Below are 19650 nucleotides of genomic sequence, written 5' to 3'. Positions count from 1 at the left end.
CGGGCGGCCGGGAAGGGGGCCTCATGGACTACATCGACGACGGCTACATCGACGAGTGGATGCGGGCGGGACGGGCGCACCGTGTCGAGGCCGACTTCTGCACCGCGTTCCACGGCTGGCTGCGGGGCCTGCCGTGGCTGCCCAGCCGGGTCGACTGGACGCGGCTGAGCCACACGGTCGTCGACTGCTCGCCCCTGACCGACCGGGAGATCGTGGTCCTGACCAGGGAGCATCCGATCGGCCGCCACACGCACCTGCTGGTGATGTACGCGCCGGACCAGCCGGGGATCGTCTGCGAGTTCGACACCGGGATCGGCAATCTCGACCTGCTCTACTGGACGGCGCCGGGAGCCAGGTACTTCTGCGGGGCTTCGCTGGTCGACGGCGTTCTCGTGCCCAGCCACGAGTATTTCGGGGAGTTCGACGGCCACACGAAGATCAGGCTCCACACGCCCGCCACCAAGGCTCCTGCCCGGCAGGGGTGACCGTCCGCCGGGCCGGTGGGGGCGTGCGGCGTCCACCAGGTCAGGGGCTCGTGCACTGGTAGCCGGAGGGGGTCTGGGAGTCGCCACCGGGGCGGCTCGCCTGGAAGCCGAACGAGGTGCTCTGGCCGGGGGCGAGCGTGCCGTTGTTCGGGGAGTTCCTGACCGTGACGGTCTGGGCGCCGGTGGTGATCACCGCGTTCCAGTAGCCCGTCGTGGTGTGCCCGCTGGGCAGCGAGAACGTCACCGTCCAGCCGTTGATCGTGGAGGTGCCGGTGTTGGTGACCGTGACGGGCTGGACCACGTAGCCGGTCTGCCACTGGGACTGGGTGGTCGCGGTCACCGAGCACCCGCCGGTGCCGCCGCCGGGCGAGGTGGTGACCGTGACCGTGTTGGACACGGGGGAGAGGTTGCCCGCCGCGTCGCGGGCCCGCACCTGGTAGCGGTAGGTCGTGCCCGGGGTCAGTCCGGTGTTCGTGAACGAGGTGGTCGCCGAGGTGCCCACCTGCGCGAAGGCGCCGCCCGACGAGCCCGCCGCGCGCAGCACGTCGTAGCCGGTCACCCCGACGTTGTCGGTCGAGGGGCGCCACGTCAGGGTGGTGCCGGCCGCCGTGGTCCCCGAGGCGACCAGGCCGGCGGGCGCGGTGGGCGGGGTGGTGTCGCCGCCGCTCGTGGCCGGCGGGACGCGGATGATCCGGTCGTCCTGGGCCACCGGAGTGCCGCGTCCGTCCCGGTTGCTGGTGGCCACCCAGAGCCAGCCGTCCGGGCCGACCGCGACCGCGCGCAGCCGCCCGTAGGCGGACTGGAACTCGGCCACCGGCGTGCCCGCCGAGCCGCTGCCGGTCAGCGGCACCGCCCACAGCCGCTGGCCGCGCAGTCCGGCGGCGAACAGCGTGTTGTTGGCGTAGGCCAGCCCGCTGGGCGACGCCTGGGCGGTGGTCCAGGTGACGATCGGGTTGCGGAAGGAGCTGTTGCCGCAGTTGCCTTCGCACGTGGGCCAGCCGTAGTTGCCGCCGGCGACGATCTGGTTGATCTCGTCCCAGGTGTTCTGGCCGAACTCGGTGGCGTACATCCTGCCCTGGCCGTCCCAGGCCAGCCCCTGCACGTTGCGGTGGCCGTAGCTCCAGACCCGCGAGTTCGCGAACGGGTTGCCGGAGGGGATGCCGCCGGTGGGCGTCATGCGCAGGATCTTGCCGGCGGGGCTGTTGAGGTTTTGCGCGTTGCTGGTGGCGCCGGCGTCGCCGGTGGCCACGTACAGCATGCCGTCCGGGCCGAAGGCGATGCGGCCGCCGTCGTGGATGGTGGCGCTCGGGACGCCGGAGAAGAGCACCGTCTGCGTCTGCGGGGCGCTGAGCTGGAACCTGACCAGGCGGTTGTCGCCGCTGGTGCTGGTGAAGTAGGCGTACACCCAGCCGTCCTGGGCGTAGGAGGGCGACACGGCGATGCCGAGCAGGCCGCTCTCGCCCGAGGCGCTCACCCCGTTGATCACGGCCGCCTGGGCGGGCGCCTGGCCGGGGCGCACCCGCATGATCCGGCCGGTGTTCCGCTCGGAGGCCAGCGCGCTGCCGTCGGGCAGGAACGCCAGCGCCCACGGCACCTGCAGGCCCGTGACGGAGACCTCCGCCCTGGAGAAGTCGAAGCCGCCCACCACCTGGGCGCGTGCCTCGGGGACATTGATCATCATTGCGACCAGGGCCAGGATCAGGGCCGGGATGACACGGGCGCGCATGACGGACTCCTTGACCGGATCACCGTGGACGGATGCCAGCACCGTAGGCACCACGGTGACCGGACCTCAATCATCGCGGCCGGTACGATCCCGCGATCTGCGGCGATGGCCTCGCGGCGGTGAAACTTTCAGGCGACGCCCCGGACCGGCGTCCCGGCCCGGGCGTCGCCGGGGACGGCAAGCGCCCTACTGCTCCACGCCGTTCACGAACACCTTCCGCAGGCGCAGGCCGTCGGTGAACGCGATCTTGTCCGGCCCGGCCACGTTCGTGAACTCGCACTTCTCCAGCCGCACGTCCACCAGGTGGTCGGTCTCCAGGCCGACCAGGTTGAGCACGGCGCCGGCCCCGTCGAGCCGGGTCCGCTCCATCCGGATGTCGCGCACCGACAGCGGCTCGGCGCCGGCCTCGTTGTTGTAGGCCATGTTGACGAAGATCACCTCGCGCTCCACGTTCCCGCCGGTGAAGTCGCGCACGTAGACGCCCTCGATGTAGGCGCCCCGCTTCTTGTTGGCCTTGAGGTAGACCGGGTACTTCACCGGATAGTTGCCGGGGAAGTCCGGCGAGTTGATCACACACCGCTCGGCGAAGACGTTGCGCACGCCGCCCGACATCTCGCTGCCCACCGTGATGCCGCCCCACCGGCCGGAGAAGTAACAGTCCTGGACGACGATGTTCTCGCTGGGCACGCCCACCCGGCGGCCGTCGGCGTCCCGTCCCGACTTGACCGCCACGCAGTCGTCGTTGGTGTTGAAGCGGCAGTCCTTGATGTGCACGTACGACGACGCCTCGGGGTCGCAGCCGTCGGTGTTGTAGAGGGTGCTGACGACGGTGATGCCGCGTACGGTGACGTTCCTGGACAGGACCGGGTTCACGGTCCACATGGGTGGTTCGAGGATCGTGACGTCACTGACCAGGATGTTCTGACATTTCACGAACTGGACCATGGCGGGGCGCAGGTAGTGGCCCGCCCCGAACACGCGCTGCTCGACGGGCACGCCGTCGTCGCCCATCTTGCGCAGCGCCTTCTGGTCGGCGCTCTGCGGGCCGCTGTTGGCGTACCAGCTCTCCCAGGGTCCCTGCCGGGCCTGGCCGTCGAGCGTGCCCTTGCCCGTGACCGCGACGTTCCGCCGGCCGTAGGCGTAGATGAAGGGGCTGTAGTTGTAGCACTCCGTGCTCTCCCACCGGGTGAGGACCACCGGCAGGTACGCGTTCGGGTCGGTGCTGAAGGCGATCACGCCGCCCTCGGACACGTGCAGCTCGACGTCGCTGAGCAGGTGGATGGCGCCGGTGAGGAACCGCCCAGGCGGCACCACGACCCGCCCGCCGCCCCTGCGGTGGCACTCGGCGATGGCCGCCTTGAACGCGGCCGTGCAGTCCGTGGTGCCGTCACCCACGGCGCCGAACGCGGTGACGTCCCACCTTCGGTCCGGGAAACGAGGAGGACGGATCTTGCGCAGGATGTCCGGCACCTTGCGCCACGGATCGGATGAAGCGGCCTCGGCCTGCGTGGCTGTGGTTCCGGGAACGATCGTGGCGGCGGCGAGAACTCCGCCGGCCTTCAGTAGGGAGCGTCGGGAAGGCATGGGCACCACCGGGGTGTCGGGGGAGACATCGGATCTCTGGAGCGTAAGGGGTGCCCTGATGGAATTCAAATCTTGACGAAGTTAATTTTATCCCCTTCAGTGGCCGACGCTCTGGTAGTGGTCCAGCTGGCGACGCCAGATGCGGTACGCCAGCACGATCAGCCCGGCCCCCAGCACCGGCGCGGCCGGCGCCCAGGGGCTGTCCAGTTTGCCCAGGACGACGCTCGCCGGCACGTACGCCACGAAGGCCACCGGCAGCGCGAAGGTCAGCACCCACTCGACCACCCCGCCGAAGATCTTCATCGGGTACGAGCCGAACTTGCTGAAGACGTCGTCCACGAACACCCGCAGCTGGAAGGTGTCGATCATGCGCAGCGCCAGCGAGCAGAGCGCGAGGAAGAAGGCCGCCTCGATGAGGGCGCCACCGGCGATGGCCGCCAGGCAGAAGGCGACCAGCCAGACATCCCACCGGACGTGGGCGTGCTGCGCGGCGACGGCCAGCAGCGTCACGCCCACCAGCAGGTCGCCGAACTGGGCGATGCCCATTCTGTTGCCCATGAGCTGGACGAGGGGATTGAGCGGGCGCAGCAGGAATCGGTCGAACTCCCCCTCGCGCACCACCCACTGGATGTCGTTCACGCTGATCATGGGGATCATCGCCAGGGCGTGGGCGGTCAGGCGCAGGCCGTACAGGAAGGCGATCTCCGCCAGGCCCCAGCCGGCCAGCGACGGGAAGGTGGTCATCACCACCCAGACGAAGGCGAAGCCGGTGCCCTGCCAGACCGCGCCGCAGAGGATGCCGATCACGGTGTTCAGGCGGTACTGCATGGCGCCGCGGGCGGAGGCGCGCTGCAGCAGGACGTACAGGCGCAGGGCGCGCAGGACCTCAACCACCCTGGATCACCACCCTGCGGCGGGCCCGGGACCAGGTCAGTACGAGCAGCCCTGCCAGGCCCACGACCCAGGCGACCGCGATCGCCACCGCACCCGAGACATCGGATATCTGCCCGACATAGACGGCCGCGGGCACGTAGCCGAGATACTTGAAGGGCAGGGCCTCGGCCAGCACGCCCAGAAAACCGGGGAAGTAGGTCAGCGGCACCATCGTCCCGGCGAAGAACTGGCTGACCAGCCGGTGAAAGAGCGCGACCGCCGAGGTCTCCGTCATCCAGAATCCGGCCAGGCTGATCAGCAGCGCCAGCTCCACGGCGATCACGTAGCCGAGGACCAGGGTGAGCAGATAGCCGGGGCCGTCGGCCGGCGCGGTGATCGAGCCGACCAGCAGGACCACCGGCACCACCGGGGCCAGCAGGCAGAGCCCGCCGAGCGTGTTGCCGACCTGGAAGGAGGCCAGTTGCCGCAGGTAGCCGACCGGCCGGGCCAGGTCGAAGAAGACCGTGCCGACGCGGATGCGGTGGTGCGCGGTGCTGACCACGATGGTGTGGGTGGCGAAGGCCTGCAGGTTGGCCAGGGTCAGGTAGGCCAGCAGGGCCTCCAGCGGGAGCCCGGCGGCGGGGCGGGCGCCGTAGACCGAGGTCCAGATCATGCGCAGCAGGAACACCTGGGCGACCAGCGTCACGCAGGTGATGAGGATGTTGCTGCGGTAGGCCAGGGCGAGGCGGAACCCGATGCGGATCATCGGGCGTAGATGCCCTTGATCACGCTCTCCAGGTCCGGCTCCTCGATCGACAGGTCGCGGATGGTGTGTTCGGCGGCGATCGAGGCGATCAGGCCCGGCAGGTCGTCGTGGATGTCGAAGACGTAGCGCCCGTCGGCGTCCCGCGACACCCCGCGCACCTGCCCGGGCCCGGACTCCAGCAGGACCACCAGCCGCCTGGGCTGGTCGACCAGGGCGTCGATGGCGCCGTCGAAGAGCACCCTGCCGTGGTCGATGAGGATGATCCGCCGGCACAGCGCCTCGACGTCGGCCAGGTCGTGCGTGGTCAGGACGACGGTGGTGCGCCCGGTGCGGTTGGTCTCCACGATGAACTCGCGTACGGCCTCCTTGGCCAGCACGTCCAGCCCGACCGTGGGCTCGTCGAGGTAGAGGAGCGGGGGCTCGTACAGGACGGCCGCGGCCAGGTCGCCGCGCATCCGCTGGCCGAGGCTGAGCTGGCGTACCGGGGTGTCCAGGAAGTCGTCGAGCCCGAGCAGGTCGCGCAGCTTCTTCAGCGACGTCGCGAAGCGCGCGGCGGGAACGTCGTAGAGCGAGCCGACCAGGCGCAGGGACTCGATCAGCGGCAGGTCCCACCACAGCTGGCTGCGCTGGCCGAAGACCACTCCGACGTTGCGGGCGTTGGCCGAGCGGTCGCGCCAGGGCACCAGGCCGTTGACCTCCACGGTGCCGCTCGTCGGGGTGAGGATGCCGGTGAGGATCTTGATGGTGGTGGACTTGCCGGCGCCGTTGGGCCCCAGATAGCCGATGACCTCGCCCTCGCCGACCTCGAAGGTGACGCCGGCCACGGCGCTCTTCTCCTCGTACTGGCGGGTGACCAGCGTGCGTAACGTGCCCAGCGGGCCGGAGAAGGTGCGGGGGCGGCGGAAGACCTTGGTCAACCCGTCTACCCGGATCATGTCGAAGATTTTCCGCCGCCGCCCTGCGCCTGGCAAATTCTTTTAGGGGCGACTGCTCAGGACTTGATCTCGTACACGGCGGTGGTGCCGCTCACCTCGTTGCCGACCACCAGCAGCGGGGAGCGGGTGGGGCTGTCATGCGCGTCGATGAACAGCACACCCTCCGGGCCGACGTCTCCGGCCGTGCCGGCCTCGACGTCGCCGGCGAAGTCGCGGGTGTTGACGTAACCGGCCTGCTTGGGGTGGCGGGGGTCGGACAGGTCGTACGCGACGACGCCGCCGACCCGCTCCAGGCCCACGAACGCGTACGTGCGGCCGCGTACCTCGCCGATGGTCACGCCCTCCGGCTCGGGGCCCTTGTTGTCGCTGCGGGAGTCGAAGGAGTCGTTCTCCTCGTTGTCGAAGTTGAACTGCTCGGGCAGCTCATCGGCGATCAGCCGCTCCAGCTCGCTGCCGGAGTCCCAGACCAGCGAACCGTCGGCGGCGCGCACCGAGATCGACCGGCCGCCGAACACCCGCAGCTCGGTGTACTTGCCCTCGGCGTCCTTGGGGGAGTCCGACAGCACGGTCAGCCGGCCGAGCTCGGCGTCCTTCCGCAGGGCGGCCGCGTCCGGGAACGCCGACGGCGACAGCTCCATGTCCTTGACCCGCACCTCATCGGTGTGGCACTCCCAATCGCGGCTGTCACCCTCGTTGGCGGTCACCAGGTACGTCCGGCCGCGGTCGCGGAGGTGGGTGATCGAGTCGGGCATGTAGGCGCTCTTGACCGGGTGCGTACGGATGTCGATCTTGCCGTCCCGGTCGGAGGCGTCCAGCTCGTTGCCGGGCCGCGAGTTGTCCTTCAGCCCGAGCGGCACGATGTCGCGGACCACGGCCCGGTCGAGGTCCACGATGGCCAGCGCGTTGTTCTCCTGCAGCGTGACCCAGGCGGTGCCCTTCTCCGTGGTGATGTACTCCGGCTCCAGGTCCTGCGCGGCGCTCGACCCCGGCCCGCTGATCCGCACGCCCTTGGCGCGCAGCCGGTCCTCCTTGCCGTTCCAGGCCTGGAACCCGGCCGTGCGCACGGTGCCGCGCCGCACGTCGATGACGCTGATCGAGCCCTCGGGGTCGTCCACCGCGCCCTCGCAGTAGGAGGCGGCCTCGCCCTCGTTCGCCACGACGACCTGGCGTCCGTCCTCGGTGAAGGTCAGCATGTCGGGCAGCGCGCCCACCTGGACCTGGCGCAGCTTCCTGGCGGTGCGGGTGTCGAAGAACGCGACGCTGCCGGCGGCCGTCTTGTTCTCCGCCTGCTGCGCGACCGCCAGCAGGCCGTCGTGCACGGCCACGCTGTTGGCGCCGGGCGTGGTGAGGGAGGCGACCTTGCGCGGGTCGCGCGGGTTCCGGAGGTCGAGCACGTCCACCGTGCCCTGCTCCGCGTTGACGACGAAGACGCGCCGGGTCTTGGCGTCGTACGCGGTGATCTCCGCCGCTCCGACCCCGACGGCGCCGGCGGTGTACCGGCCGAGCAGGGACAGCTCGATCTCGGAGCGTCCGTGGTCGGCGGCGGCGGGGGTGGCGGGGAGGAGGGCGAGCACTGACAGGCTCGCCGCCGCCAGACAAAGCGGAGTGCTGGTTCGCATGGGGCGGAGTGTCACGATATTTCATTACCACTTCGCGTCGCTCAGATGATCAGCACCTGAACCGGAACTTGCGACTCCGTGACTTCTCGAGCCCGGCTCACCTCCCGCGTGGGCCGGGCCGGTGGTTCACGTGTCCTCGACCGCCGGGGCGCCGGTTTCCCGGAGCAGGCCGTCGGACAGGGTCAGCCGGCGGTTCACGTTGATCTCCGCCAGGAACCGCTCGTCATGGCTGACCACCACGAACGCGCCCTCGTAGGCGGCCAGCGCACCCTCCAGCCAGGCGACCCCGGCCAGGTCGAGGTTGTTGGTGGGCTCGTCGAGCAGCAGCAACTGCGGCGCGGGCTCGGCGCACAGGACGCAGGCCAGCGTGGCGCGCAACCGCTCGCCGCCCGACAGCACGCCGACCGGCAGGTGCGCGGCGGAGCCCCGGAAGAGGAACCGGGCCAGCAGGTTCATCCGATCGGCCGGGAGCATGCCGGGGGCGAACGCGGCCAGGTTGCCGGCCACGCTGCGGTCGAGGTCGAGCAGGTCCAGCCGCTGCGACAGGTAGGCCACCCGGCCCTCGGCGCGCCTGGCCCGCCCCGCCGCCGGGGCCAGGGTGCCCTCGATCAGGCGTAGCAGGGTGGATTTTCCCGCGCCGTTGGAACCGGTCAGCGCGATCCGCTCGGGGCCCCGGATCACCAGGTCCACTCCGGGGCCGGCGAACAGGTCGCGCTCGCCGTACCGGGCCAGCAGACCCTCGCCGGTGAAGAGCGTGCGGCCCGCCGGGACGTGGGTGCCGGGCAGGTCCAGCACGATCTGCTGCTCGTCGCGCAGCGCCCGGCCGGCCTCCCGCAGCTTGGCCTGGGCCTGGCCGACGCGGGCGGCGTGGGTCTCCTGGGCCTTGCCCGCCGACTCCTGGGCCCGCCGTTGCAGTCCGCCGGCGACGATCTTGGGCAGGCCGGCGTTGCTCAGGTTGCGCGCGGCGGTGCTCGCCCGGCGCGCGGCCCGCTCGCGAGCCTGCTGCAGCTCCCGCTTCTCCCGCTTGACCTCCTGCTCGGCGTGGCGGACGGTCCTCTCGGCGGCCTCCTGCTCGGCCCGTACCGCCTCCTGGTAGGCGGTGAAGTTCCCGCCGTAGTAGCGGACCTCGCCGTGGTCGAGCTCGGCGATGCGGTCCATCCGGTCCAGCAGCGTACGGTCGTGGCTGACGAGCAGCAGGCACCCGGCCCAGTCGTCGAGCACGGCGGTCAGCCGGCGCCGCGCCGCCAGGTCCAGGTTGTTGGTCGGCTCGTCCAGCAGCAGCACATCGGGCTGCCTGAGCAGCTGGGCGGCCAGGCCGAGGGTGACGACCTGGCCGCCGCTGAGCGTGGACAGCCGCCGGGTGAAGGCGAGCTCGGCCAGGTCGAGGCGGTCGAGCTGGGCGCGGGTGCGCTCCTCGATGTCCCAGTCGTTGCCGATCGTGGTGAAGTGTTCTTCGTTGGTGTCACCGGCCTCGATGGCGTCCAGCGCGCGGATCACGGGGGCGATGCCCAGCACCTCGGCCACGCTCAGATCGCCGTCGAAGGGCAGGCTCTGCGGCAGGTAGCCGAGCACCCCCTGGACCGACACGGTGCCGCCGGTGGGCCGCAGCCGCCCGGCCACCAGCTTGAGCAACGTGCTCTTGCCCGCGCCGTTCGGCGCGATCAGGCCGGTACGGCCCGCGCCCACGGTGCAGGACAGGTCCTCGAAGACCGGGGTGTCGTCGGGCCAGGAAAACGACAGGTTGGAGCAGATGATGAACGCGTCGGACATGCCAGAGACCTCATAAGCGACACCGGGCGCGCAAAAGCCGCCCGGCACGGGGACATGGATTCGGGGAACGACGAAACGGCCACAGCGGCTGCGCCTCACGCGCCCGCCGAAGGCCGATCACGTCCGGGTATCACCCGGAGATGTCGTCGTCACCCACCATGTCTGGATCTCCCTGACTCCGATCACATGCGCCCGCCACGATACCGGACGAGTCCGGTGCTCCGGCCTCGCCGGGTTGTGGCGTGCGTAGGAGTCACGCGGTCACCTTGTCCGGAAAAATCCGTCGTACGGTGACGAAATGGACAGCAGCAAGCTTCTCGGCGACTTCCTCCGGACCTGGCGCGAGACCCTCGCACCCGTCCGCTACTCCAGCGAACCGGGCAGGGAGGAGGTCGCCGTGCTGGCCGGGATCAGCACCGACTCCTGCACCCGGCCGGAGAACGGCACGGAGTTCCGCCCCTCGGAACGCATCCTCGGCTCCCTGGTTCGGGTGCTGGAGCTGAGCCCCGATGTCACCGAACGGATGCGGGCCCTGGCCGGCCCGCTGTCGCACCCTCTGCCGGAGCGGAACGCGGGGGTCAGCGCGTGCCTGCGGTGGCTGATCGACAGCTGGACCGACACGCCCGCGCTGCTCTGCGACCGCCGGATGAGCCTGCTGGCCGCCAACCACCTGGGCACCGCACTGCTGGACGGCCTGGAAGACACCGACGCCCTACTCGGCCCCCCGCCCCCGGCCTCACCGCCCTCGGACTCGCCGACCCCAGCCCCGGAACGCGAGCCGGCCCCGGCCTCGGAACGCGAGCCGGCCCCGGCTTCGGAACGCGAGCCGGCCCCGGAACGCGATCACCTCGCCGGTGCCGAGGAAGCCTCGCGGGCCGTGCGCGCCGTCCCGCACCATCCCGTCCTGGCCGCGCTGGTCGGCGGGCTCTACCAGCAGAGCGACCCCTGCCACCGGGGGACTCCGGCCGACGACGCCCACAAGGTCAGGCGCCTGCGCCATCGCGAGGTCGGCGAGATCACCCTCACCTGCGACGTGTTCGGCGTGGAGCGCTTTCCCAGCCATCAGATCGTCGTCTTCCAGGCCGAACCCGGCAGCCCTTCCGAGCACGCACTCGCCCTCCTGGGCAGCCTCGCCGCCACAGCGCCCTGAGCGCCGCGGCTCCACCCACCGACGAGCGCGCCGTACGGCCGCGCACCCCACCTCCATGACTTCCTGGCTTCCTTGGCCTCTGGCGAGAGGAAAACCGTGACTGCGATCCACTACCCTCGATCCCTCCGCGGGCGTTCCACCCTGGCCGCGTCGTTGCTGGCCCTGGCCGTCCTGGGGGCACTCGGCGGCGCCGCGTCGCTGGCCATCCGCCACGCCCTGTCCGATTACGCCTTCGTCCAGGCCGAGCTCGTGGCCGACCAGTGGAGTGCCGCCGCCCGTACCGTGCCGCCCCAGACGCTGCCCGACCCGCTGCCCGCCTCCGGCGACATCGACCTGGTCCAGATCGTCGGCACCCGGGGCGACGTGCTGGCCGCCAGCGCCACCGCCCGCGGCCGGCCCGCGCTCACCCACGTTCGCCCCGCTCCCGACGACCCGGTGAGATTCATGCCGGGAGACCAGCGGATGATCGTCGCCGTCCGTACCGACCCGGCGCCGTCCGCCCCCGTCGTGCTGGCCGGGATGGCCGTGCCCGCCCTGCTCCGCGAGCACTACCTCGAATACCTGCTGGCCGCCGTGGCCCTCGCCCTGGCCGCCGGTGCCGGGATCATCACCTGGACGGCCATCGGCCGGGCCCTGCGCCCGGTGGCGGCCATCCGCACCCACATGGCCCAGATCTCCGTCAACGACCTGAGCCGCCGCATGCCCGTGCCGCCCGGTGACGAGGAGGTCGCCGATCTCGTCCGTACCGCGAACCGTACCCTCGCCCGGCTGGACGAGGCCGTCGCCCAGCAGCGCCGCTTCGCCGCCACCACCTCCCACGAGCTGCGCAACCCCCTGGCCGGGCTACGTGCCCAGCTGGAGGACGCCCTGGACCATCCCGAGGACACCGACACCCGGCTCACCCTGCGTAGCGCTCTGAGCACGACCGACCGCATGGACGCGATCATCGACGATCTGCTGGCCCAGGCCCGTCTCCGCGCCGGCAACGACCCCGCATCCCACGAGGTCATCAACCTCACCCAGCTCCTCACCCAGGAGACCGCCCAGGTCAACGGCGACCCGCGCGTCAGGATCGTGGCCCGGACCAAGATTGCCACCACCGTCGCCGCCGACGCCGGTCTCCGCACGCGCAAGGGCCCGCGTGGCGGCGGGACGTACATGGGTGCGCTGGACCGGACCGACGGGCTCGCCAAGCCGATCGGCCGGTTCGTCCCGGTCCGGCTGCACGTGGACGGCGACGTGTGGGTTCGCGGCTCGCGCATCCAGCTCATCCGCGCCCTGGCCAACCTGGTCGGCAACGCCCGCCGCCACGCCGCCACCGGCGTCGACGTCACGCTCACGACGGCCGGGGGCCAGGCCGTCATCGCGGTCACCGACGACGGTCCCGGCATCGCGCCGGGCGACCGCCAGCGCGTCTTCGAGCGCTACACCCGGCTCGACGACGGGCGCCGCCTCGACGGCGGCGGCAGCGGCCTCGGGCTGGCCATCACCCGCGACATCGCCGCAGGCCACCGGGGCACCCTGACCCTGGAGGACTCGCCGAAGGGCGCCCGGTTCGTCCTGCGCATCCCCCAGATCGACCCGCCGGTCGGCACGGTCCCCGACCCGGCGCGGCCCGCCGCCCACGTACCGATGCAGGACGGCGAGCACGCGCAGGGTGCGCGGAGCTGAAACGAACACCCGTTCGACACCCGGCCCCCGGGAATCGGTGGTCCACGCCGTGCGCCTATGGTGGAGGGAGAGCGCCACAAGGCCGAATCGGCGTCGCAGAGGAGGCTGAGATGAGGGACCACTTCGTCTGGGTGACGACGCGCCGCATCAAGCCGGGCACGTTGGAGGAGTTCGAGCGGGCCTGGCGCCCGGAGCCGTACCCGGAAGGGCTGCTCCAGGCGTACGCGTACTGGTCCGAGGACGGGCTGGAGATCACCGGGGTGTCCTTCTGGGACAAGAGGGAGTCGTGTGACTCCTGGCGCGGCTCCGAGAGCGAGACCCGCCGCCGGGCCGCCATGGCCCCCTACGTCGTCCAGGAGCGGGAGGGCTTCTACGTCGGGCGCGAGCTCGGCATCCCGGTGCGCTAGCGATCCGGGTCGGGCGATGACGCCGGTACCCGCGGCCGGCCGCGAGTGGGACTGTTCGCGCGCGGGGGCAGGAGTGCGCCGGCGAGGCGGCGCCAGTGGGGCATGGCCGACTCGCCCGGCTCGACCCCGATCACCTGCACGGCGACGTGGTCGGCCCCGGCCTCGACATGGCCGTGCAGTTTCCGCACGATGGTGTCCAGGTCGCCCCAGAACACGAAGTCGTCGACCAGCCGGTCTCCGCCGCCGCCCGCGATCTCCTGCTCCGAGTAGCCCAGGCGGCGGAACTTCGCCACGTTGTACGGAGTGGCGAGATAGGGGCGCAGGTGCTCGCGCGCCACCGCGCGGGCCTTGACCGGGTCGGACTCGAACAGCACCGGGTGCTCGACTGCCAGGAACGCCTCCGGGCCGAGGACCTCCCGCGCCTGCGCGGTGTGCGCGACGTTGACGTGATAGGTCTGGGCTCCGGCGGCGCGGTCGCGGGCCAGTGCGAGCATCTTGGGTCCGTACGCGGCCAGAATCCGGCGCATCGGCGCTCGGGGCAGGGGATTGACCGTCTCGATCGCGTCCAGCTCGTCGAGATAGCGGGCCATGGCCGCCAGCGGCTTGGTCTCGGGCCGTTCTTCGCCGCCGAACCCGAGGCCGAGCAGGTGCCGGTCGGGGTAGGCGTCGGCGAGCAGGAGGGCGGCGCCGTAGGTCCACCGGGCCCCGCGCGACCAGATTTGCGCGATGCCGTTGACCACGCTCATTCGCTCGGTGCAGGCCAGCAGGTAGCCGGCGTGCGTGAGCGCCTCCCGCCCGAGCAACTCGGGGATCCACAGCGCCTGCCAGCCCAGCTCCTCCAGCTCCCGGGCCGACTCGCGCAGCCGCGCGGCCGGCTGGTGCTCGAAGTCAAAGGTGTAGATCCCGAACGTGCCCAGGTCCATGCCATCGATGCCGCTCACCGAACGCCTCCGCCATTCTGCCGTCTCAGTCGCATCAACATATCGCATATTGTCGATATGTTGAGCAAACCAAGCGGTCAATCGCGCACCAGGTGTGTCGCTACAGGGTCCGGCCCAGGGTGGCGACGAGCTGGGCGATGCGCTCCTCGTCACGCTTGTAATGGGTCCACTTGCCCACCCGCGTGGCCCGCACCAGCCCCGCCCGCTGCAGCTCGGCCAGGTAAGCCGACACCGTCGACTGCGCGAGCCCCACCTTCGCCTGGATGTGGCTCACGCACACCCCCACCTCGACCGGGTCGGCGATGGCCCCGTCCAGGGAGAAATGACGCTCGGGCTCGCGCAACCACGACAGCAGCCGCAACCTCGTCGGGTTCGCCAGCGCCCGCAGCGCGTCGACCAGCTCCGAATCCGTCATGAACCAGATCCTAGGTTGTCACCGAGGATTCGGAGTATGTCGATACGAGCCCCCCACGACGATCACTGCCCCCCACCCGGCGTCGTCGGCCGCTCGGCGCCTAGGCCGCCGCGGTGTGGGGCTCGTCATCCGTGGCCGCCGGGCGGCCGGGCGTGGCGAGGATGGCGGCGAGGGCGGCGTCGGTGCTGGGGTGCACGCGAAGCCGGTCCCCGACCCTGGTGATCTCGATGAGGCGCGCCGGTGAGCCGCGCAGCCCGGCCAGGTGGACGGCGCCGCCGTGCCGCTGGGCGAAGGTATAGGCGTCCAGCAGCTGGCGCAGGCCGCTGCTGTCCATGAAGGTCACCCCCGCCATGTCGAACACCAGGATGTCGGCGGGTGTCTGACGGACCTCGCCGATGAAGTGCTTGAGTCGCGGGGCGCCGGCCAGGTCGATCTCTCCGGCGAGCGTGATCACGGTCACGCCGTTGAAGTGCTGGTGGTGCATGCGCAGCGCGGACATGAAACCCCTTTTGGATCAGTTACGCGAAGGTGACAGGCTCGGGTGAACAGGCGGGCGGCGTGCCCGGGCCGGAGCTGCCCAGCAGGTCAGCCGGCCGATGGCAGGTCGGGTTCATGGATTCCATGGGGGTTCTCGCGAAGGTCGGCGTCGCTCAGCGCCGTGACGGCCTGCTCGACGCTGGAATGGATGTTCAGGATCGCCCACATGCCGGTGATCTGCAGCACCCGGGCGGGTATGGCCTGCACCGCCGCCAGATGTACGGGCCCTGCCGCGGCGAGCCGCAACAGTACGTTCATGCCGCAGCTGTCCATGAAGGTCAGCCCGTGCAGATCGAACAGCACCGGTATGCCGGGCTGCCGGCTGTGCTCGACGAAGGACTCGAACCAGTCGGCGTTGGTGGCGTCCAGCTCGCCGGCCACCGTGACCAGCACTGCGTCGGCCAGCCGACTGCAGTCCAGGCTCAGCGGAGTCATGGGGTTCCGCCTCGGATCAGCCGGTCGGCGACGGCTGTGCGACGGTGATGGACATGGCCCCTTCCCTTGGTCGTTGCCTGCGGAGACGGCGGACGGATGGCCGCTGTCAGCAGAAAGAGTAAACGCGAAACAGGTTACACGAAAGACTTTTCGTCATTAGAATCGGGTCAGAAGTTTGGCCGGCCTGGCTTGCGCAGGTCAGGACGGAGAGAGGCGAAGAGAGCCGTAGGCATGTTTGATGACTCCTCACCCGCTGCGTCCACCTGGACCTTCCTCACCCACCACGCGCGGGTCCTGATCGAGATCGCACGTGACCCCGACGTCCGGCTGCGCGACATCGCCGCCAGCATCGGCATCACCGAGCGCACCGCACAGAACATCGTGCGCGACCTGTACGAGGCCGGCTACCTGGCCCGTAACCGCATCGGACGCCGCAACCGCTACAGCCTCAACCTGGACCAGCAGTTCCGCTACCGCACCGAGGCCGGCGTGCCCATCAGCCTGCTGACCGACATCTTCACCCGGCGCGAGGAGCCCCCCCAGGCCGATCAGGCAGGCGAGGTCCCTGTCGGGTACGCCGGTCGACCCGAGCTACGCGATCCCGAGCCCGTGCCCGGCCTCGGCTGACCGCCGTGCCGGCACGCCCGTCGGGAGCGCGTGGCGCTGCCTGGGCACGCATCGGGGGAGATCCGGCGAGCAGGAAACCGCCCCAGACGATCAGGCCGACGCCCAGCCCCGGCAGCGCCGAGATCACCGCTCCTCCACCCCGCGCCGCCGCCGGGAAGCGCGATCCGCCGGCTTGGCCAGGAGCCGGGACCGGCCGAGGATGATGGTGCCCGTCACCATTGCCACCAAGCCGGCCACCTCGCCCGCGAGGGCCTCCGGGCTGACTCGCAGCCGCTCGGAGAAGATCACGGCTCCGAGCACGATCCCGGTGATCGGCTCGACGGCCGTGGTCGCGGGCAGCGAGATCTGGAGCGGAGCGGCGTCGAACGCGCTCTGGTTGAGCAGCAGCCCCACCACGGCCACGCACGGCAGCGCGTACGGCTGCCACTGGCCGAGCAGGCTCAACCCGCTGTCCAGCGTCAGGAGGGAACTACGGGTCAGCACGTCCTGCACCCCGTACAGCACGCCGGCCGCGGCGGCCAGCGACATCGCCTTGATCTTCAGCGAGCGTCGCAGGCCGAGGGAGACCAGCGCCGTCGCGACCAGGACCGCCGGGAGCGCCGCGAGCCACTGCGAAGAGATCGGGTCGGGTAGGTGGCCGCCGTGTGGCCGCCCGGCGAACAGGAACAACGCCACGCCGCCGCTCACCAGCACCGCGCCGAGCTGCAGCATGCGGCCGAACGGCTCCTTGTAGACCAGGTGCGCGGCGGTGAGGGCGAACAGCAGGTTCATCGCGAGGAGGGGCTCCACCTCCGCCACGTCCGCCTCCCGTAGCGCGACGGCGCCGAGGATCTGCCCGCAGATCATCAGCCCGAACCCGGCCAGCCACGTCGGCATGTGCATGAGGTTCAGCAGCAGGCGTACGTGCAGCATCTCCTCAAGGGGCTCGCGGTAAGCGGCATGCTGCTGAGCGACGAAGCCGAGGCCGAGCAGCAAGGCCGCGCCCAAGGAGATTGCGATGATCAATGATGGCCCCCGCCGAGGTCCCGCCCGACAGGAATGAGCACCGGGCAGGAAGGCTTCCCCCCATGCCTTGATCACCCATGCCCATTGTCAGAGACCTTCCCCGACAGCTTTACGGCCGAGCAGTCCCTCTGGTGCGGCCTTCCCCAAACGCCGTATCTGTAACGGCTCGAACCTGGATCCGGTTGGGTGCGCCCTAAATCACGTCAAGGAGCGGCCTTCCATCACAACCTGCTGTGAAGTCCTAGGAGACGAAGAGATACAAACCTGCCATATGGTACGAGTGGGTTACCTGCAGCGGGCGGTAGCCACTCTCCGTCTGGGCGTGAGGACATCCGCGCATGCAGGAAGATTTGTCCGGAACCTTGTCGTAGAGCAGTCAGGAAATTAGGTAAATGCGGATCTTGGTCCTCGGCGGTGACGGGTACCTCGGCTGGCCCACCGCACTGCACCTCTCGCAGTGCGGTCACGACGTCGCCGTCGCCGACAACTTCGTCCGGCGGCAGTACGACTTCGAGCTCGGCTTCGAGAGCCTGGTGCCGATCGAGTCCCTGCAAACCAGAATCTCGACATGGCAGGACCTGACCGGTAAGACCATCAAGGCCTACGTGGGCGACCTGACCGAAGCGGACTTCACCTACGAGATGATCCGCGACTTCGCCCCCGAGGCGGTGGTGCACTTCGCCGAGCAGCGGGCCGCGCCGTACTCGATGATCGACCGCAAGCACGCGGTGTACACGCAGGTCAACAACGTCGTGGGCACGCTCAACCTGCTGTACGCGATCGCCGAGATCGACCCCGACATCCACCTGGTCAAGCTCGGCACGATGGGCGAGTACGGCACCCCCAACATCGACATCGAGGAAGGCTGGCTGGAGGTCGAGCACAAGGGCCGTAAGGACCGCATGCTCTACCCCAAGCGCCCCGGCTCCTTCTACCACCTGTCGAAGGTCCACGACAGCCACAACATGGAGTTCGCCTGCCGCATCTGGGGGCTCCGGGCCACGGACCTCAACCAGGGCGTCGTGTACGGCCAGCAGACCCCCGAGACCATGCTGGACGACCGGCTGGTCACCAGGTTCGACTACGACTCGGTGTTCGGGACGGTGCTCAACAGGTTCGTCGTCCAGGCGGTGCTCGGCCACCCCCTCACGGTCTACGGCACGGGCGGCCAGACCCGGGGGATCATCGACATCCGGGACACCGTCCGGTGCATCCAGCTCGCCTGCGAGAACCCCGCCGATCGCGGCGAGTTCCGGGTGTTCAACCAGATGACCGAGTCCCTGTCGGTCGCGGACATCGCCGAGACGGTCGCGAAGAGCTACCCCGGCGAGGCGACCATCAGCAACCTCGACAACCCCCGGGTCGAGAAGGAGGAGCACTACTACAAGGTGGTGCACAGCGGCCTCGTCGAGCTCGGTCTCGTGCCGCACCTGCTCTCCGACACGTTGATCACCTCGCTGTTCGACGTGACCAAGCGCTACGCTGACCGGGTCGACCTGGGCGCCATGCAGCCGCGGGTCAACTGGCGAGGAGCTTTGGGGGGAGAGGCGCGGTGAGCTCCGCGGAGGGTGCCTTCGCCCGGGCCACGGGCCGTGCCGCGGAGCGGGAGGACGGCGGCCCCGACAAGCCCCGATACCGCCGCTACCAGTACGATCTGATCGCCCCGCACTGCGGGCGCAGCGTGCTGGAGGTGGGGGCGGGGCTCGGCGAGTTCGCCAGCCAGTTCACCGGCCTCGACCGGCTCGTGGTCACGGACGTCGACCCCGACGCCGTCGAGGTGATGAAGGCCCGCTTCGCCGACCGCGGCGAGGTCGAGGCGGCGCAGTTCGATCTGGCCAGCGGCTCCTGCCTGGACCGTCCTGTCGAGACCGCGATCGCCATCAACGTGCTGGAGCACTTCGAGGACGACGCGGCGGTGCTGACCCTCCTCGCCCGCTCGGTCACCCCGGGGGGCACGATCGTCCTGTGGGTGCCCGCCTACCAGAGCCTGTACGGCGAGTTCGACCGCAAGGTCGGGCACTTCCGCCGCTACACCCCCGCCACGCTCAGGGACGCCGCCGTACGCGCCGGACTCGACGTCGAGCTGGCCCGCCCGGTCAACCTGCTGGGCGGGCTCGCCTGGTGGGCCGCGGTGCGTATGGGCAAGGCGGGTTCGCCCAAGGCGGGGGCGGTCGGCCTGTACGACCGGGTCATCGTCCCCGTCACCCGGGTGCTCGACCGGGTCCTGCCGATTCCCTTCGGCCAGTCGGTCCTGGGCGTCATCCGGGTGCCGAACCGCGCGGAATGACCGGCATTGTGATCGATCTTCGGCATTTCCTGAAGAGCGCCGTGGCGCGCATCTTCGGGCGTTACGCGGTCGGCTCGGTGATCTCGGCCGTGGTGAGCGAGGTCACGCTGCTGACGTGCTACGGGCTGAAGCTGCTCAGCCCGCAGGGCGCCAGCATCGCCGCCTGGGCGGTCGGTTCCGTCGTGAACTACTCACTCAGCCGGTGGTGGGCCTGGGGACGTCGCGGACGGCCCAAGCCACTGCGCGAGCTGCTGCCGTTCTGGCTGACCTCGGTGGTCGGGCTGCTCTTCTCGTCCTGGGCCACCGGGGTGGCGGACGGCATGGCGCAGCGGATGTTCACGACGGACGGCCCCCGCGTGGTGTTCGTGGGGGCCGTCTTCCTCGGGACCTATGGCCTGCTGTTCTTCGCGAAGTTCG

The 19650-nt window shown here is 70.4% G+C and carries 19 protein-coding genes and 1 pseudogene; 8 read left to right on the top strand and 12 right to left on the bottom strand.

Features of this window, described 5'->3' with window-relative positions:
- The first annotated feature begins 23 nt into the window (after positions 1-23).
- A complete protein-coding gene (locus tag BLS95_RS27890; RefSeq protein ID WP_090937463.1) occupies positions 24-485 on the top strand; it encodes a hypothetical protein in 462 nt (153 codons plus the stop codon).
- Between the two features lie 40 nt (positions 486-525).
- Here BLS95_RS27890 and BLS95_RS58130 read toward each other — a convergent pair whose 3' ends face one another.
- The 7 genes from BLS95_RS58130 to BLS95_RS27855 all read right to left on the bottom strand — a co-directional run bounded on the left by BLS95_RS58130 (position 526) and on the right by BLS95_RS27855 (position 9758).
- Complete coding sequence (locus BLS95_RS58130; protein ID WP_143043900.1) at positions 526-2211, bottom strand: PQQ-dependent sugar dehydrogenase; 1686 nt, start codon at positions 2209-2211, stop codon at positions 526-528.
- Positions 2212-2397: 186 nt separating this feature from the next.
- The gene (locus BLS95_RS27880) at positions 2398-3795 is read right to left on the bottom strand and encodes a glycoside hydrolase family 28 protein (RefSeq protein ID WP_218136009.1); all 1398 of its coding nucleotides are present in this window, start codon (positions 3793-3795) and stop codon (positions 2398-2400) included.
- Between the two features lie 96 nt (positions 3796-3891).
- Positions 3892-4689 (bottom strand): ABC transporter permease, encoded by a 798-nt coding sequence (locus tag BLS95_RS27875; protein ID WP_218136008.1) that lies wholly within the window; start codon positions 4687-4689, stop codon positions 3892-3894.
- Positions 4682-5434, bottom strand: a complete 753-nt coding sequence (locus BLS95_RS27870) for an ABC-2 family transporter protein (RefSeq protein ID WP_090937454.1) — start codon at positions 5432-5434, stop codon at positions 4682-4684. Before BLS95_RS27870 ends, BLS95_RS27875 begins: the two co-directional genes overlap by 8 nt.
- Positions 5431-6369 carry an ABC transporter ATP-binding protein gene (locus BLS95_RS27865; RefSeq protein WP_090937450.1) on the bottom strand — a complete coding sequence of 313 codons (939 nt, stop codon included), beginning with the start codon at positions 6367-6369 and terminating at the stop codon, positions 5431-5433. Before BLS95_RS27865 ends, BLS95_RS27870 begins: the two co-directional genes overlap by 4 nt.
- A 56-nt stretch (positions 6370-6425) precedes the next feature.
- Complete coding sequence (locus BLS95_RS27860) at positions 6426-7988, bottom strand: choice-of-anchor I family protein (protein WP_090937447.1); 1563 nt, start codon at positions 7986-7988, stop codon at positions 6426-6428.
- A 126-nt stretch (positions 7989-8114) separates the two neighbouring features.
- Positions 8115-9758, bottom strand: a complete 1644-nt coding sequence (locus BLS95_RS27855) for an ABC-F family ATP-binding cassette domain-containing protein (RefSeq protein ID WP_090937443.1) — start codon at positions 9756-9758, stop codon at positions 8115-8117.
- A gap of 298 nt (positions 9759-10056) precedes the next feature.
- On the opposite strand from BLS95_RS27855, the gene BLS95_RS27850 reads away from it, so the two are divergent.
- From BLS95_RS27850 to BLS95_RS27840, 3 genes are all read left to right on the top strand, one after another.
- Positions 10057-10908 carry a helix-turn-helix transcriptional regulator gene (locus BLS95_RS27850; protein ID WP_090937440.1) on the top strand — a complete coding sequence of 284 codons (852 nt, stop codon included), beginning with the start codon at positions 10057-10059 and terminating at the stop codon, positions 10906-10908.
- A 96-nt stretch (positions 10909-11004) separates the two neighbouring features.
- Positions 11005-12579, top strand: a complete 1575-nt coding sequence (locus BLS95_RS27845) for a sensor histidine kinase (RefSeq protein WP_090937437.1) — start codon at positions 11005-11007, stop codon at positions 12577-12579.
- A 110-nt stretch (positions 12580-12689) separates the two neighbouring features.
- A complete protein-coding gene (locus BLS95_RS27840) occupies positions 12690-12986 on the top strand; it encodes a hypothetical protein (protein WP_090937436.1) in 297 nt (98 codons plus the stop codon).
- Here BLS95_RS27840 and BLS95_RS27835 read toward each other — a convergent pair.
- From BLS95_RS27835 to BLS95_RS27820, 4 genes are all read right to left on the bottom strand, one after another.
- On the bottom strand, positions 12983-13927 hold the full coding sequence (locus tag BLS95_RS27835; RefSeq protein ID WP_218136007.1) for a TIGR03620 family F420-dependent LLM class oxidoreductase: 945 nt from the start codon (positions 13925-13927) through the stop codon (positions 12983-12985). The two genes, BLS95_RS27840 and BLS95_RS27835, sit on opposite strands and share 4 nt — an antisense overlap.
- A 100-nt stretch (positions 13928-14027) precedes the next feature.
- Positions 14028-14342 carry an ArsR/SmtB family transcription factor gene (locus tag BLS95_RS27830; RefSeq protein WP_090937433.1) on the bottom strand — a complete coding sequence of 105 codons (315 nt, stop codon included), beginning with the start codon at positions 14340-14342 and terminating at the stop codon, positions 14028-14030.
- Between the two features lie 100 nt (positions 14343-14442).
- Positions 14443-14841, bottom strand: coding sequence for an STAS domain-containing protein (locus BLS95_RS27825; protein ID WP_090937430.1), 399 nt, complete (start codon positions 14839-14841; stop codon positions 14443-14445).
- An 86-nt stretch (positions 14842-14927) separates the two neighbouring features.
- Positions 14928-15314, bottom strand: coding sequence for an STAS domain-containing protein (locus BLS95_RS27820; RefSeq protein ID WP_090937426.1), 387 nt, complete (start codon positions 15312-15314; stop codon positions 14928-14930).
- A gap of 231 nt (positions 15315-15545) precedes the next feature.
- Here BLS95_RS27820 and BLS95_RS54455 point away from each other — a divergent pair, with 231 nt between their 5' ends.
- Positions 15546-15941: a helix-turn-helix transcriptional regulator gene (locus BLS95_RS54455; RefSeq protein WP_143043899.1), complete on the top strand. Its 396-nt coding sequence runs from the start codon at positions 15546-15548 to the stop codon at positions 15939-15941.
- 123 nt (positions 15942-16064) lie between these two features.
- Here the strand turns inward: BLS95_RS54455 and BLS95_RS27810 are convergent, their stop codons facing one another.
- A complete protein-coding gene (locus tag BLS95_RS27810; RefSeq protein ID WP_218136006.1) occupies positions 16065-16928 on the bottom strand; it encodes a DMT family transporter in 864 nt (287 codons plus the stop codon).
- Between the two features lie 410 nt (positions 16929-17338).
- Between BLS95_RS27810 and BLS95_RS27805 the strand changes: the two genes are divergently transcribed.
- The 3 genes and pseudogenes from BLS95_RS27805 to BLS95_RS58125 all read left to right on the top strand — a co-directional run.
- A complete protein-coding gene (locus BLS95_RS27805; protein WP_090937424.1) occupies positions 17339-18502 on the top strand; it encodes an NAD-dependent epimerase/dehydratase family protein in 1164 nt (387 codons plus the stop codon).
- On the top strand, positions 18499-19233 hold the full coding sequence (locus BLS95_RS27800) for a class I SAM-dependent methyltransferase (RefSeq protein ID WP_090937421.1): 735 nt from the start codon (positions 18499-18501) through the stop codon (positions 19231-19233). The genes BLS95_RS27805 and BLS95_RS27800 overlap by 4 nt, the downstream gene beginning before the upstream one ends.
- A pseudogene (locus BLS95_RS58125) lies at positions 19230-19613 on the top strand (GtrA family protein); the annotation flags it as partial. The gene BLS95_RS27800 and the pseudogene BLS95_RS58125, both read left to right, overlap by 4 nt.
- Positions 19614-19650 lie beyond the last annotated feature (37 nt).

The organism is Nonomuraea jiangxiensis (assembly GCF_900099965.1).
Lineage (GTDB): Bacteria > Actinomycetota > Actinomycetes > Streptosporangiales > Streptosporangiaceae > Nonomuraea > Nonomuraea jiangxiensis.
The sequence above is the reverse complement of the archived record's forward strand: the minus strand, read 5'-3'. Positions and strand labels throughout refer to the sequence as shown.

Coding starts and splice junctions, on each gene's coding strand:
- BLS95_RS27890 (WP_090937463.1), top strand. CDS start 24: ATGGACTACATCGACGACGGCTACATCGACGAGTGGATGCGGGCGGGA.
- BLS95_RS58130 (WP_143043900.1), bottom strand. CDS start 2,211: ATGCGCGCCCGTGTCATCCCGGCCCTGATCCTGGCCCTGGTCGCAATG.
- BLS95_RS27880 (WP_218136009.1), bottom strand. CDS start 3,795: ATGCCTTCCCGACGCTCCCTACTGAAGGCCGGCGGAGTTCTCGCCGCC.
- BLS95_RS27870 (WP_090937454.1), bottom strand. CDS start 5,434: ATGATCCGCATCGGGTTCCGCCTCGCCCTGGCCTACCGCAGCAACATC.
- BLS95_RS27865 (WP_090937450.1), bottom strand. CDS start 6,369: ATGATCCGGGTAGACGGGTTGACCAAGGTCTTCCGCCGCCCCCGCACC.
- BLS95_RS27860 (WP_090937447.1), bottom strand. CDS start 7,988: ATGCGAACCAGCACTCCGCTTTGTCTGGCGGCGGCGAGCCTGTCAGTG.
- BLS95_RS27855 (WP_090937443.1), bottom strand. CDS start 9,758: ATGTCCGACGCGTTCATCATCTGCTCCAACCTGTCGTTTTCCTGGCCC.
- BLS95_RS27850 (WP_090937440.1), top strand. CDS start 10,057: ATGGACAGCAGCAAGCTTCTCGGCGACTTCCTCCGGACCTGGCGCGAG.
- BLS95_RS27840 (WP_090937436.1), top strand. CDS start 12,690: ATGAGGGACCACTTCGTCTGGGTGACGACGCGCCGCATCAAGCCGGGC.
- BLS95_RS27830 (WP_090937433.1), bottom strand. CDS start 14,342: ATGACGGATTCGGAGCTGGTCGACGCGCTGCGGGCGCTGGCGAACCCG.
- BLS95_RS27825 (WP_090937430.1), bottom strand. CDS start 14,841: ATGTCCGCGCTGCGCATGCACCACCAGCACTTCAACGGCGTGACCGTG.
- BLS95_RS27820 (WP_090937426.1), bottom strand. CDS start 15,314: ATGACTCCGCTGAGCCTGGACTGCAGTCGGCTGGCCGACGCAGTGCTG.
- BLS95_RS54455 (WP_143043899.1), top strand. CDS start 15,546: ATGTTTGATGACTCCTCACCCGCTGCGTCCACCTGGACCTTCCTCACC.
- BLS95_RS27805 (WP_090937424.1), top strand. CDS start 17,339: ATGCGGATCTTGGTCCTCGGCGGTGACGGGTACCTCGGCTGGCCCACC.